Source organism: Paraburkholderia sejongensis (genome assembly GCF_020880815.1).
Taxonomy (GTDB): Bacteria; Pseudomonadota; Gammaproteobacteria; order Burkholderiales; family Burkholderiaceae; genus Paraburkholderia; species Paraburkholderia sejongensis.
This window is the reverse complement of the sequence record NZ_JAJITD010000003.1, coordinates 465617-478842: the sequence shown is the minus strand read 5'-3', so window position 1 is coordinate 478842 and position 13226 is coordinate 465617. Positions and strand designations below refer to the sequence as shown.

The 13226-nt window shown below is 65.3% G+C and carries 12 protein-coding genes; 4 read left to right on the top strand and 8 right to left on the bottom strand.

Going from position 1 to position 13226, the window contains the following annotated elements:
- Positions 1-42: 42 nt before the first annotated feature.
- The 5 genes from LJ656_RS08305 to LJ656_RS08285 form a co-directional block, all read right to left on the bottom strand.
- Positions 43-759, bottom strand: coding sequence for a pentapeptide repeat-containing protein (locus LJ656_RS08305; RefSeq protein ID WP_230508784.1), 717 nt, complete (start codon positions 757-759; stop codon positions 43-45).
- Positions 760-991: 232 nt separating this feature from the next.
- Positions 992-1669: a carbonic anhydrase gene (locus LJ656_RS08300; RefSeq protein WP_230508783.1), complete on the bottom strand. Its 678-nt coding sequence runs from the start codon at positions 1667-1669 to the stop codon at positions 992-994.
- 21 nt (positions 1670-1690) lie between these two features.
- The gene (locus LJ656_RS08295) at positions 1691-3004 is read right to left on the bottom strand and encodes a DUF2254 domain-containing protein (protein WP_230508782.1); all 1314 of its coding nucleotides are present in this window, start codon (positions 3002-3004) and stop codon (positions 1691-1693) included.
- Positions 3005-3148: 144 nt separating this feature from the next.
- A complete protein-coding gene (locus tag LJ656_RS08290; RefSeq protein ID WP_230508781.1) occupies positions 3149-3688 on the bottom strand; it encodes a cytochrome b in 540 nt (179 codons plus the stop codon).
- Between the two features lie 174 nt (positions 3689-3862).
- Complete coding sequence (locus LJ656_RS08285) at positions 3863-4690, bottom strand: helix-turn-helix transcriptional regulator (protein ID WP_230508780.1); 828 nt, start codon at positions 4688-4690, stop codon at positions 3863-3865.
- Positions 4691-4787: 97 nt separating this feature from the next.
- Here LJ656_RS08285 and LJ656_RS08280 point away from each other — a divergent pair, with 97 nt between their 5' ends.
- On the top strand, positions 4788-5675 hold the full coding sequence (locus LJ656_RS08280) for an SDR family oxidoreductase (protein WP_230508779.1): 888 nt from the start codon (positions 4788-4790) through the stop codon (positions 5673-5675).
- A gap of 96 nt (positions 5676-5771) precedes the next feature.
- On the top strand, positions 5772-6695 hold the full coding sequence (locus LJ656_RS08275) for a glutaminase (protein ID WP_230508874.1): 924 nt from the start codon (positions 5772-5774) through the stop codon (positions 6693-6695).
- Positions 6696-6777: 82 nt separating this feature from the next.
- Here the strand turns inward: LJ656_RS08275 and LJ656_RS08270 are convergent, their stop codons facing one another.
- Positions 6778-7791 (bottom strand): substrate-binding domain-containing protein, encoded by a 1014-nt coding sequence (locus LJ656_RS08270; RefSeq protein ID WP_230508778.1) that lies wholly within the window; start codon positions 7789-7791, stop codon positions 6778-6780.
- A 185-nt stretch (positions 7792-7976) separates the two neighbouring features.
- On the opposite strand from LJ656_RS08270, the gene LJ656_RS08265 reads away from it, so the two are divergent.
- Both LJ656_RS08265 and LJ656_RS08260 read left to right on the top strand, forming a co-directional pair.
- Positions 7977-9560 carry a glycoside hydrolase family 68 protein gene (locus LJ656_RS08265; RefSeq protein ID WP_230508777.1) on the top strand — a complete coding sequence of 528 codons (1584 nt, stop codon included), beginning with the start codon at positions 7977-7979 and terminating at the stop codon, positions 9558-9560.
- 160 nt (positions 9561-9720) lie between these two features.
- On the top strand, positions 9721-11415 hold the full coding sequence (locus LJ656_RS08260) for a glycoside hydrolase family 32 protein (RefSeq protein ID WP_230508776.1): 1695 nt from the start codon (positions 9721-9723) through the stop codon (positions 11413-11415).
- Between the two features lie 124 nt (positions 11416-11539).
- On the opposite strand, the gene LJ656_RS08255 is transcribed toward LJ656_RS08260, so the two are convergent.
- The gene (locus LJ656_RS08255; RefSeq protein WP_230508775.1) at positions 11540-12313 is read right to left on the bottom strand and encodes a GntR family transcriptional regulator; all 774 of its coding nucleotides are present in this window, start codon (positions 12311-12313) and stop codon (positions 11540-11542) included.
- Between the two features lie 91 nt (positions 12314-12404).
- Positions 12405-13226 (bottom strand): ABC transporter ATP-binding protein, encoded by an 822-nt coding sequence (locus LJ656_RS08250; RefSeq protein ID WP_230508774.1) that lies wholly within the window; start codon positions 13224-13226, stop codon positions 12405-12407.

The following is a 13226-nucleotide window of genomic DNA, read 5'->3' as shown; positions in this document are numbered from 1 at the left end:
GGGCCAGTCTTCGCGTTGCTACTGAACGCATTACGCGCGCCGTCACAGCACCCGTACTCCGCAGTCGCCTATCAGCATTACCGCCTGCTCGACCGACAGAATCGCGCCTTTCAGATGCTGCAGCACGTCGGACAAACGGATCCCGCTCAGTTCGGCCGCACGCAGGTCGGCGCCGTCGAAGCGGGTGTCGCGCAACCGCACGTTGCGCAGGCTGCCGCCGTCGAATACCGCGTCGCGAAAGTCGCATTCGGTCAGATCGGCGTCGGAGAAATTGATCGATTTCAACGTCTGTTTGCGGAACGACAGACCCTTCAGGTTCGCACCGACCAGCAGCGAATCCTCGAAGGTCAGCCCGAGCGTGCGGGCGTCGACGAAGCGCGCGCCGGTCAGCTTCACCTCGCTAAATACAGTCGACGACAAGCGCGCGCCGGTCCAGTCGGTATTGTTCAGATCGCTGCGGCTGAAGCGGGCGTCGCTCGCATTGCTGTAGCGGAATTTGGCCGCCGCGCCTTTGCAGGCGACCCATTGGCTGCGCGCGAGATCGCAGTGCTCGAAGCGGGTCTGCTCGAAGCTGCAACGGGTGAAGCGCGCGGCGCGAAAGTCGAGGTTCGACAGGTCCGCGCCGTCGAAATCGCAGTGCTCGAAAGACGGTTCGTCGCCGCACTGGCGAAGCGCGCGAGCCAACTCCTCGCGGTTGAAGGTCCGGCCGCTGAACACGTCAGCGTCGCCGCTCGATGTCTCGTTCATATTGCTGCTCATCTGGGCAAGCTCTCCATCACGAGGGGCGCGCAAGGTCATGCCACGATGCGCTTGCTCGACTCGTCAAAGTAAGGTTGACGCCGCGGCATGCATGGAACCAGGCGAATCGGCGCAGGAGCTGCCAGGCTGCCGCTCGGTTTTCGGCGGGACGAGATTCTATCGTTGTCGCGCTAACGGGCACAAGCGGGCTCGCCGCAGCGCCCGTTAGCGCGGTTAGAGCGGTTAGCGCCGGTTAGCGCGCCCGCGCGGCCAGGCGCGCGATCATCCGCTCGGCCATCGCGCGGTCGATCACTTCGAAGGAGCGGCTCGCGCGGTCATACGCGTACATCGCGCCGGTCGCGATGTCGAACCACCAGCCGCTCAGCACGAGCGCGCCGGCGGAGACCTGCTGGCGCACGATCGGGTAGGTCATCAGATGCTCGAGCTGCACCAGCACGTTCAGTTGCGACAGTTGATCGTGGGGTTTGAGCGTCGCGTCGAGCGGGCCTTCCTGGTCGAGCCGGAACGCCGCGTTATTCGCGTGACACAGCCATTTGTCGAGGTTCGGCGCTTTCAGTTTGGCGCCGCGCGAATACACCGCCTTCATCGCGCCGCATTCGGAGTGACCGCAGACGACGATGTTCGCCACTTTCAACACCAGCACCGCGTACTCGATCGCGCTCGCTTCGGAGACGTCGCCGGTGGAAATGCCTTCGGCGGTCGCGGGCGGGATCAGGTTGCCGACGTTGCGCATCGTAAACAGGTCGCCCGGATGGGTCGACGCGAGCAGGTCCGGCACGACCCGGCTGTCCGAGCAGGTGACGAACAGCGCGTCCGGGGTCTGCGCGAGCGCCAGTTTGCTGAACTGCTGCGCGTACTGCGGCAGCATTTTTTCGCGAAACTCGACGATGCCCATGATCAGTTTGCGCATGATGGGTTCTCCGAACCGCCCCTAGTCGCCGCTCGACGAGGTCACCGAACCGCCGAGGCCTTGCGAGTCGGCGATCCGGGCCAACGCCCGGTCTTCTGGAAATAGATGCTGCTTGTCGATCACGCGATCGAGCAGGTCCAGTTCGACGAGCAGTGCGTGATGGCGATGTTCGGGCAGGCTTTGCAGCAGATTCTCGATCGCCGCGCGCAGCCGCCGCGCGATCTGGATGCTGCCGGCGCCGTACTGGCGAATCTCGCGAAAACCGATGTGCACGTAGTTTTCCCAGTTGGGGGTCCGAAATATCACCCGCACCTGTCCCGACGAGTCCTCGATTTCTTCGAGGTACAGCGAGCGTTTGCCGACCACGCTCAACAGCCGCTGCAACTGATCGATCGCGAGCACCGCGGTGGTCGGATCGTTGATCGCCGCGGACAGTGCTTTCAGTGCGATGTCGACGAGGATCCGGAACGCGAACATCGGGTCCTGTTCCATCGTGCGTTCGGTGCCCAGCGCGACCAGTGCGCGCAGCCGGTTTTCGTCGATGGCGGACGCGTTGCCGTACAGATAGAACAGCGGTTCGCCGACCGCGACGAAATCGCCGACTTGCGGCACCAGCTCGATCACCGAATCGGTGCGCCGCCCCTTGGCGACCAGCCGTTTGAGATTCACGGCCAGCACGATGCCCGACTTGCCGCGATGACGCACGATGCGATCGGGGACGCGGCGCTCGCCGGTGGCTTTGAGCGCCGCGATGCGACCGGTGGCCGGCGCCGGATAGACGCTGTCGATCACCGCGATGCCGAGCGCGCCGACCCGCGCGACGAGGCTGACCGGCCGCAGGAACCGCGCCGCGTAGTCGATCAGGAACAGGAACGCGACGACCGATGCGAAACCGAACAGCGCGGCAAGAAACACCTGCAACTGATGGACCTGTTCCTCGCCCATCCACGCGAGGGTCCGGTTCGCGAACAGCAGCGCGAATACGAACAGGCCGGACGTGCCGCGGATCACGTTATCGCGCAGCAGCGTGGTCGCGATGATGCGCGGCGTGTACTGACCGCCGGCGACCTGGATCGCGACCAGCAGCGAGCCGAACGTGAATACGAGGAAAGCGAGATCGGCGGATACGATGTCGCCGACGAGCGAGCGGGCGCCCGTCATCGAGAGCCCGAAAAAGCCGGTTTTGGGATCGAGCAGATGTTGCCCGATCATCCACCGGCCGAGCATTTCGGTCAGCGGTTTGATGAGCGCGTAGATCGCGACCGCGATCAGCGGCACGGTCCACAGCGAAGATCTGAGGTAGCTCTTCAGGCTGTACCAGCGATTCCAGTCCATGATGGCGAGCGCGCGGATTGAGCGGCGGTTGACGACCCGCGCGAATGGAGCCGGGGCCTTTCTGGACTATCAGATACGCAAACGTGGGAGCGGGCAATCAGACCTTGGTCCGACGTCCGCCGGAGGAAGAGGCCGCGGACGCGCTTACGGCAGCATCCGCTGCAACACCCGGTCTTTCAGAACGAACTGGTGGAACAGCGCGGCGGCGACGTGCAACGCGATCAACGCAAACAGCACCCATGCGAGCACGCCGTGCACGTCGCCCATCGTGTGGCCGAACGACGAGCCGGTGCGGCTCAACGCGGGCAGCGGCAGCGCGCCGGCGACGCGCACCGTCCAGCCGCGCGACGACGCATTGATCCAGCCGAGCAGCGGCACCAGCAGCAGGCACAGATACAGCAGAAAGTGGGTGGTACTCGACAGCACACCGAGCAATGGTGGCAGTTCGTGCGGCGCAGGCCGATGCGTCAGACGCCACAGCGCTCTAAGCACGATTACGACGATCAGGGTCGCGCCGACGCCGAGATGCCACGCGATCAGCCCGACGGGCTGCGTGTCGCGGTGGATGTCGGGCATCGTCCAGCCGATCACGAACTGCGCGGCGATCAGCAGGACCGTCAACCAGTGGAGGGTGCGCGCGACGGCGTCGTAGGCCGGCGCCTGGGTTACGGATTGTTTGTTCACTTCGACTCCCACTTTGCGCTGGATAGTCATACTTGATTGGATGCATGGCGCGGGATTGCGCAACCGATGCCGGAACGAGTATCGCCCAGGCTGGCTGAGCGTAGCGAGAATTTCTTAAGGAACCCTGATGTCCGTCGGCGCGTCAGCAAGTTGTTATCACATTGAGGCGGCCCGTCAGGTTTGCGCAACCCGCTGGCGGATGCGCTCGGCCATTTCACTATCGAGCGGCATGTAGACGATCATGCCGAGATCCGGCCGGCCATCGACGGAGAACGCCGAATATTCCAGTTCGATGGATCCGAGTTCCGGATGCTTGAGGCGCTTCACGCCGCCGGCCTCACCGTGTATGAGCACCTCGTTGCTGCGCCACAGCGCTTCGAACTCCGGGCTGACGGCGATCAGTTCGTCGACGAACGCGCCGACCTCGGAAGCCAGACCGGCGCGCGCGACATCCGCGCGGAACGCGCCGACCACGAAGCGGGCGACGCTGTCCCAGTCATGTTGCTTCGCGCGCGCGGCGGGGTCGAGAAACAGGAAGCGCAGGATGTTGCGCTGATCCGCGGGCAACGCGCCGTAGTCGGTCAGCACGACGGCCGCCGCGCGATTCCACGCGACCACATCCCAGCTCGCCGTCTTGATGATGGCAGGACTGGTTTCGAGCGAATCGAGCAGCCGTTGCAAGCGCGGATTGACCGTTTCGACCGAGCGGTAACGGACTTCCGGCGGGCGTCCCAGGCCGAGCATGAACAGATGCTCGCGTTCGGGATCGGTCAGCAGCAGCGCGCCGGCGATGCGCTCGAGCACCTCCGGCGACGGCGCGCCGCCGCGCCCCTGTTCGAGCCACGTGTACCAGGTGGGACTGATATGCGCGCGCTGCGCGACTTCTTCGCGGCGCAGACCGGGTGTGCGTCTGCGGCCGGAAAAACCGAAGCTCGCGGGATCGAGCCGCACGCGGCGGCTGCGCAGAAAGTCGCCGAGCGACAGAGCCGAATTGACCGACATGGGCACCCTGTTAGTCGTTTTACTATGATGAGATCACTACTTTAACGGGATAGGAATCGATCGGATAGTGAACGCGTGATCAACAAGGAGAGTTCACATGCGAATCTTTCTGACGGGCGCGACGGGTTTCATCGGGTCGGCCCTCGTTCCCGAACTGCTCGCGGCTGGCCATCAGGTGCTCGGCATGACGCGCTCGGACGCGGGCGCGCGAGCGCTGGAGGCAGCCGGTGCCGACGTGCATCGCGCGACGCTGGAGGATGCCGCGAGCTTGCGCGCCGGCGCGGCGCAAGCGGACGCGGTGATTCACGCGGCGTTCGACCACGACTTTACGAACTTCGTCGCGAACTGCGAGAAGGACCGGCACGTGATTGCCGCGCTCGGGGCGGAGCTGCGCGGATCGGAGCGGCCGTTGCTGATTACGTCGGGAACCGGGTTCGGTAGCGGCGAACATGGCGAACCGGCCAGCGAGGATGTGTTCAACCCCGCTCATGCGAATCCGCGCATCGGTTCCGAACTGGCCGGTCAGGCGCTGCTCGATGTGGGTATCAACGTGTCGGTGATGCGGCTGCCGCAGGTGCACGATCCGTTTCGCCAGGGGCTGGTGTCGCCTATGGTCGCGATTGCTCGCGACAAGGGCGTGGTCGCGTATGTGGGTGAGGGGCTCAATCGTTGGCCGGCCGGTCATCTCTCCGATGTCGTGCGTCTATACCGGCTCGCGATCGAAAAGGCTCAGCCGGGCGCGCGTTATCACGCGGTCGGGGAAGAGGGCGTGACTAGCCGTGCGATCGCCGAGTCGCTCGGACGCGGGTTGAAATTGCCGGTCGTTTCGATTGCGGCGGAGGAGGCGAGCGCGCATTTCGGCTGGATGGCGATGTTCGCCGGTCTGGATATGCCGGCTTCCAGCGCGTTGACCCAGGCGCGGCTCGGGTGGAAACCAAGCGGACCGACGCTGCTCAGCGACCTCGATCAGGCGCGCTACATCTAGTCGTAGAGGTGCGTGGCGCTGCACGCAAGTGACCGAGCGCTGACGGGCTGCAGTATTATCGCTGCCTTGCTCAAGGGCTCTCCGACGCACCTCTCAATGACCGAACCAGACTATCAGGAAATCCTCGAACGAATTCATCGCGATATCGAACCATGGCGCACCGCCGGCCGTGTCGCGAACTACATTCCCGAACTTGCCAAAGTGCCCGCCGAGCGCTTCGGGATGTCGGTTGTTACGCTCGACGGCCGCATCTTTTCGGTCGGCGACGCGCACGAGCGATTTTCCATTCAGAGCATCTCCAAGCTCTTCGCCTGCACGCTCGCGTTCCAGTTGATCGGCGACGCACTCTGGGCGCGCGTCGGCCGCGAGCCGTCCGGCAACGCGTTCAATTCGCTCGTCCAGCTCGAAGCCGAGCGCGGCGTGCCGCGCAATCCGTTCATCAACGCGGGTGCGCTCGTCGTCACAGACGTCCTGTGTCGCCGCTTCGTCCGCGCCGAGACGGCGCTGATCCAGTTCATCCGGCGCCTGACCGGCGTCGCCGATCTCGACTACGAGCTCCGCGTCGCCAACTCCGAGCTTGCGCACGCTGAACGCAACCGCGCGATGGCGCACTTCATGGCGAGCTTCGGCAACTTGCAGATGCCGCCCGAGACCGTGATCGACGCCTATTGCCGCCAATGCGCAATCGAGATGAACTGCGTCGAACTGGCGACTGCTTCTCTCTTTCTCGCCAACCGCGGCGTCGCGCCGGTTTCGGGCGAACACATCCTCGATGCGAGTTCGGCCAAACGGCTGTCTGCCCTCATGCTGACATGCGGCACGTACGACGCTGCCGGTGACTTCGTGTATCGGGTTGGGCTGCCGGCGAAAAGCGGCGTGGGCGGCGGCATTGTCGCGGTGCTGCCAGGGGAGATGGCCGTGTGCGTCTGGTCGCCCGGACTCGACGCGAATGGCAACTCGCTTGCAGGCGTCCAGGCATTGGAACGGTTGACCACACTTACCGGGCGATCGATTTTTTGAAAGCGCCGGAGCCACTACCTATTTTTGCCGAGCGCCCGGACCAGGCTCGCGTCTTCTCGAACCGTGGGATCGTGCCCGCGAACTATCCGCGCACGGGCCCGTCCGTATCTCCGGCCTCGATCTCTGGCGTGTCGAGCTGTTGCCCGTGTGCGCCATCGTCGACTAGCCGGAGCATCAGTTCCGCCAGCGCGCGCCCCGTGGCGTGCCCAGTCGGTTGCACGACGGCTGTGACACGATGCGGATACGCGCCGTCCGTCGGCACCCCGTCATAGACGATCAGCGACATGTCGTGACCCAGGCGTAGCCCGCTGTCGACCAGCGCACGAAACACGCCGTCGCCCGCGATATTGTTGTCGACCAGCAGCGCAGTTGGCCGTTCGGCGTGCGCGAGCAGCGCCCGCGTCGCTTGCAGGCCGCCATCGCGCGTGAACGGACACTCGACGAGCAGCGACGGCTCCGGTTCGATGCCGGCCTCGCGCATCGCGGCGAGATAGCCCGCACGCCGCTGCGCGGCGAAATTCAGCGTAAGCGGCGCGCTGATCATCGCGATGCGCCGGTGCCCGAAGCCGAGCAGGCGACGCACGGCATTGCGCGCGCCGGCCTCGTTGTCGAAGTCGAGCCACGCATACGGCCCGGCAACCTGCGTCCGGCCGTAGGCGACGTACGGAAACCCGCGCGACTGCAGGTAGGCGATGCGCGGATCGTCGACGAGCGTGCGCGCAACGATCAGTCCGTCGACCAGCTTGCCGTCGACGAGCCGCCGATACGTGTCGAGCTCGGCGTTCGGTCGCCCGGACACGATCACGAAGTCGAGATTGCGTTCGGCGAGCCGCTCGGTGATCCCCGCAACGACCTCGCGGAAACGCGGATCGCCCAGGTCAGCTGCGTCGAACGGGTAGACGATCCCGATCATATCCGCCCGCCCCGTCGCGAGCCGTCGAGCGGTCGGGTCCGCGACATAGCCCATTTCCCGCGCGGCCTTCACCACGCGTTCGCGCGTCGTCTCGCTGACGTCGTCGTAACCGTTCAACGCACGGCTGACCGTCGTGCGCGAAAGCCCGAGCGCATCCGATAGCGCCTTCAGATTCACCTTCACCGTCGTTCCTTGCCTTCTGAATTTCGCGTGCCGAGCCGATTCCCGGCAATTATTTCCACATGGTAATGGCTACCGTCAAAAATTTATCTTTTGACGCCCAAACCGGTTTGGACTAGCATCCAAACCGGTTTGGATGCTGATAGTTGCCAGCCGTTCCGTTTAACGACCTTGGAAACAACGCCGCGATGACATACTTTCCCCTTTTCCGCTCCACTTCGAGCAAACGTTTGGTGATCGCGGGCGGCGCACTGGCCGCCTTCGCGGCCGTCTCGCACGCGCAGACGGCGGGCGCCCCCGCGCCGACGCCCCATACCCAGCAAGCCTATGACCCGGAGGGCAGCTTCACGATGCGCTGGACGCGCGCCGACATCCGCCAGATCGTCGCGCAGTCGCACGCCGCGAACGGCGTCGACAAAAACTCGCTGCCACAGGCACTGACGATGCCGGACATCCCGCAGGATTTCCCGCTGATCAACTCGAATGTGTGGGTCTGGGATACGTGGCCCCTCGCAGACCTGCGCGCGAACCAGCTCAGCTACAAGGGCTGGGAAGTGATCTTCTCGCTCACGGCCGACCCGCATGCCGGCTACACGTTCGATGATCGCCACGTGCATGCGCGGATCGGCTTCTTCTATCGCCGCGCGGGCATTCCCGCGTCGCAGCGCCCGGCCAACGGCGGCTGGACCTGGGGCGGCCACCTGTTCCCGGATGGCGCGAGCGTGAAGGTGTTCGGCACCACGCCGATGACCGACAACGCCGAATGGTCGGGCTCGGCGCGCCTGCTCAACGGCGACAACGTCAGCCTCTACTACACCGCGACGTCGTTCAACCGGTCCGCCCCGGGTGGCGCCGACATCACGCCGCCCGTCGCGATCATCACGCGCGCCGACGGCCACATCCATGCCGACGACAAGCACGTCTGGTTCAGCGGCTTCGACGATCACAAGGCGCTGCTGCAGCCCGACGGCACCAATTATCAGACGGGCCAGCAAAACACCTATTTCTCATTCCGTGATCCGTTCGTCTTCACCGACCCGGCGCATCCCGGCAAGACGTACATGGTCTTCGAGGGCAACACGGGCGGCGCACGAGGCGCGCGCACCTGCACCGAAGCCGACCTCGGCTACGCGCCGAATGATCCGTACAAGGAAGATCTCAACGCAGTGATGAATTCGGGCGCAGTGTATCAAAAGGCCAACGTCGGCCTCGCCGTCGCGACGAACCCGCAGCTGACCGAATGGAAGTTCCTGCCGCCGATCCTGTCGGCGAACTGCGTCGACGATCAGACCGAGCGTCCGCAGATCTACCTGAAGGACGGCAAGTACTACCTGTTCACGATCAGTCACCGTACGACGATGGCGGCGGGTGTCGATGGCCCGGACGGGGTCTACGGCTTTGTCGGCAACGGCATCCGCAGCGACTTCCTGCCCCTGAACGGCGGCAGCGGCCTCGTGCTCGGCAATCCGACCGACTTTGCTGCGCCCGCCGGCGCACCGTACGCCCAGGACCCGAACCAGAACCCGCGCGAATTCCAGTCGTATTCGCACTACGTGATGCCGGGCGGTCTGGTCGAGTCGTTCATCGACGCGATCGGCCCGCGCCGCGGTGGCACGCTCGCGCCGACGGTGAAGATCAACATCAATGGCGCGTCGACGACGGTCGACCGCTTCTACGGACACGACGGGCTCGGCGGCTACGGCGACATTGCGGCGAACCTGCCCGCGCAGGGCGCCGGCCAGAACGGCGGCAATCCGGGCAACGGCAACTGAAACAACAGTAACGGCAACGGCCGGGGCCACCGGTAAGCCGCGGGACATGCATCGTCGCGTCGCGTGCGCGGCCCCTGTTCACTTCCCTTTGCCGATCGCGCATGCCGCCGTCACGGGCGGCATGCGCTGTTCGTTCACCCGCCAAGGCACGAAACCACGCATGAGATTGACGCCTTATCGCTTTTCCCTTCGTGTTGCGCCGCTGCTGATCGCCGCTCTGTCAGGCGCGCACATCGCGGCCGCGTCCTGCGCCGCGCCCTCCGCAGACGGTACGCCGCAATGGCGGCCGGCGCTCCATTACACGCCGCAGCGCAACTGGATGAACGACCCGAACGGCCTCGTCTACGACAATGGAAGCTATCACCTCTTCTATCAGTACAACCCGCTCGGCAACGACTGGGGCAACATGTCGTGGGGCCATGCGACCAGCACGGACCTCGTCCACTGGCGCGAGCAGCCCGTCGCGATCCACGCGAATGCGAACGAGGAGATCTTCTCCGGATCGATTGTCGCCGACGCGCGCAACACATCGGGCCTCGGCGCGCCGGGCAACACACCGCTCGTTGCGCTGTACACGAGCGTCTACAAGGAGGGCTCCGGGCATGCACCGGGCACCCAGGCGCAGTCGCTCGCCTACAGCCTCGATCACGGCGCGACCTGGCGGCCCTACGCGCACAATCCGGTACTTACGCTCGATCCCGAATCGAAGCAGTTCCGCGACCCGAAAGTGTCGTGGTACGCGCCGGGCGGCTACTGGCTGATGACGACCGTCGTCGCCGACGCGCACGTCGTGAAGCTCTACCGGTCCGGCGATCTGATCCACTGGACGTTCCTGAGCGATTTCACGCTGCCGGGCATCCCGCACGAGGGCGCGCTGTGGGAAATGCCGGACCTCGTGCCGCTGGCGCTCGACGGCGATCCCCGCCGCATCAAGTGGGTGATGATCGTCAACGTAAATCCGTGGTCGATCGCGGGCGGGTCGGGATCGATGTATTTCGTCGGCGACTTCGACGGCCGCACGTTCACGCCGGACCGGGTCGCGCCGGCCGGTTCAGATCCCGCGCAGTTCCGATGGGTCGACCACGGCGCCGACTTCTATGCGGCGGGCACGTTCTCCGGCGCGCCCGGCGCGCGTCCGGTCGTGATCGCATGGATGAGCAACTGGGACTACGCGGCGAAGGCGCCGACAACGCCATGGCGCGGCGCGATGACATTGCCGCGCGAGTTGGCGCTGAAGACAATCGACGGCGAGCCGCGGCTCGTCATCGCGCCGACCGCGGCATTCGACGCGTGGGCCGACCGCGGCAGGCCCGCGACGCATCTAGCGGACCTGACAGTGACGTCGACGCTGACTGAGCTGCCTGTCGCGACGCGCGGCGCCGTGCAGCGCATCACGTTGTGGCTCGCGCCGCGAAGCGCCGTCCGCGCGGGGCTCGTCGTACGGCGTTCGGCTGACGGCGCAATCGGCACGAAGATCGTTTATGACACCGTAACCTGGACGCTGACGCTCGACCGCTCGCAATCGGGTGAAGCGAATTTTTCCGATGCGTTCAGCAAGCAGCACATCGTGAACCTGCCGCTTGAGCATGGACGACTCAAGCTCGAGATCGTGGTCGATCGCGGCTCGGTCGAAGTGTTCGCCAATGGCGGCCGCGCCGCGCTCACGGACCTCATTTTTCCGCCACGTGACGCGGACCGCGTCGCTGTATTTTCCGAACACGGCAGCGCGACCTTTGACGGCCTGACGGTGACTCAGCTCGCGGGCAGCGACGACGATCCGGCATGCGCATCGCGCCAGGCAGCGGGCAATTCCTGTTGTCTGCCTGATCGACAGCATGGCGATGGCCGCTTGTGATGTTGGACATCCACTGACCTTTCAGCAAGGCGACTTCATTTTGGCAAGCTGAGGTTCCCACGCATCCCGATCTTCCGATTCGATGAGGGACTTGAGTCGACCCACTCCCGCTCGCGATCCGGGCTTAGTCCTGGCCGCCGGCGGCCTCCTGCGCCTGGCGGGCCTGGTGGCGCGCCAGGTAGACCTCGTGGAGGGTGATCTTGCGCACCTCGAGCTGGCTGGCGCCGATATGCGCGCGCAGTATGCGGCAGGCCTCGTCGCCGCGCCTGGCGAGAATGGCCTGGAGGATCTTGCCGTGCTCGTCGTAAGTGGCGGCGACGCGCGCGGGTTTGGTGAAATCGAGCCGGCGGATGATGCGGATGCGCTCGCTGACTTCGCGGTGCACGTGCGCCATCTCCGCGTTGCCGGCCGCGCTGACCAGCGTGCAATGAAACGCTTCGTCCAGCGCGCCCACCTGCGCCATGTCCTGCAGCCGGTCTTCCGGCGCCACCAGCCAGATCGCGGCCAGCGCGTCCAGGCTGGCGCGGTCGGCATCAGGGCTGCCGGCGCAGATGCGCGTCACGGCCTCGGTCTCCAGCACCATGCGCAGATCGTACAGCTCCTCGAACTTGCGGAAGTCGAACGGCAGCACGCGCCAGCCGCTGCGGAACAGCACCTCGACGATGCCTTCCTGCTTCATCCGGAACAGAGCCTGCCGCACCGGCGTGCGCGACACGCCGAGCCGTTCGCAGACTTCGTTTTCGGTGAAGCGGTCGCCCGGCACCAGCCGGAATTCGGCGATGTCGGCCTTGAGCAAGGCATAGACGCTCTCCGCGCGAGAGCGGGGCGGCCCGCCGAATTCGGCGGTATCGGGCGCGGCCGGTGCGTCGGGGTCGAGGTCGGCTGAGGGGGGCGTCATGTGCGGGTTCGCTAAGGCATGCTGCTGCGCCAATGGTGGCACAGACGGGGTCCGGCGCCTATCGGGTGCCGGCCGGACGCCGTCCACGGGCTTAGCGACGGACTTCGCGCTGGAAGATTTCAAGGCTCTGCTTCTTGGCGGCCACGAAGCTGGCTTGCGACAACGTGTCCACGGTGCGCGGCCGCGCGTCGTCGTATCTGAGGATCTCGGCCACGCGCGTAGGCCGCTTGGTCAGCAGCAGGATCTCGTCGGCCAGATAGACGGCCTCCTCGAGGTCGTGCGACACCAGCAGCATGGTGGTGCGCGTCTGCATGAACACTTCCTGCAGCTTTTCGCGGATGAACAGCGTCATCTCGAAATCGAGCGCCGAGAACGGTTCGTCGAGGAACAGCACCTCGGGTCCCGGCGCCAGCGCGCGCATGATCGACGCGGTCTGCTGCTGTCCGCCCGACAGTTCGTACGGATAGCGGTTCAGGTCGAACTTGACGTCGAACGACGCCACCAACTCGGCCATGCGCCGGTCCACCTCGGCCTTGCCGCGGCCTTCGAGCAGTAGCGGATAGGCGATATTGTCGATCGTGCGCATCCACGGGAACAGCGCCTCGCGGTAGTTCTGGAACACGTAGCCGATCTTGGTATCCCTGAGCGTTTTGCCATCGAACAGGATCTCGCCGCGGTCGACGGGAATCAGGCCGGCGATCATGTTGATCAGCGTGCTTTTGCCGCAGCCGTTGGGGCCGAACACCGACACGATCTTGTTCTTCGGAATGTCGAGATCGAAGTTCTCGTACAGCGGCCAGCCCGCGAAGTACTTGGTCAGGCCGCGAATGGTGATGTGGGTGCCCGTCGGGCCCGGGCGGAACGGCGGCATCGGCACTTCGACGTGGACGGGGGCGTTGATGATGGTGCTCAT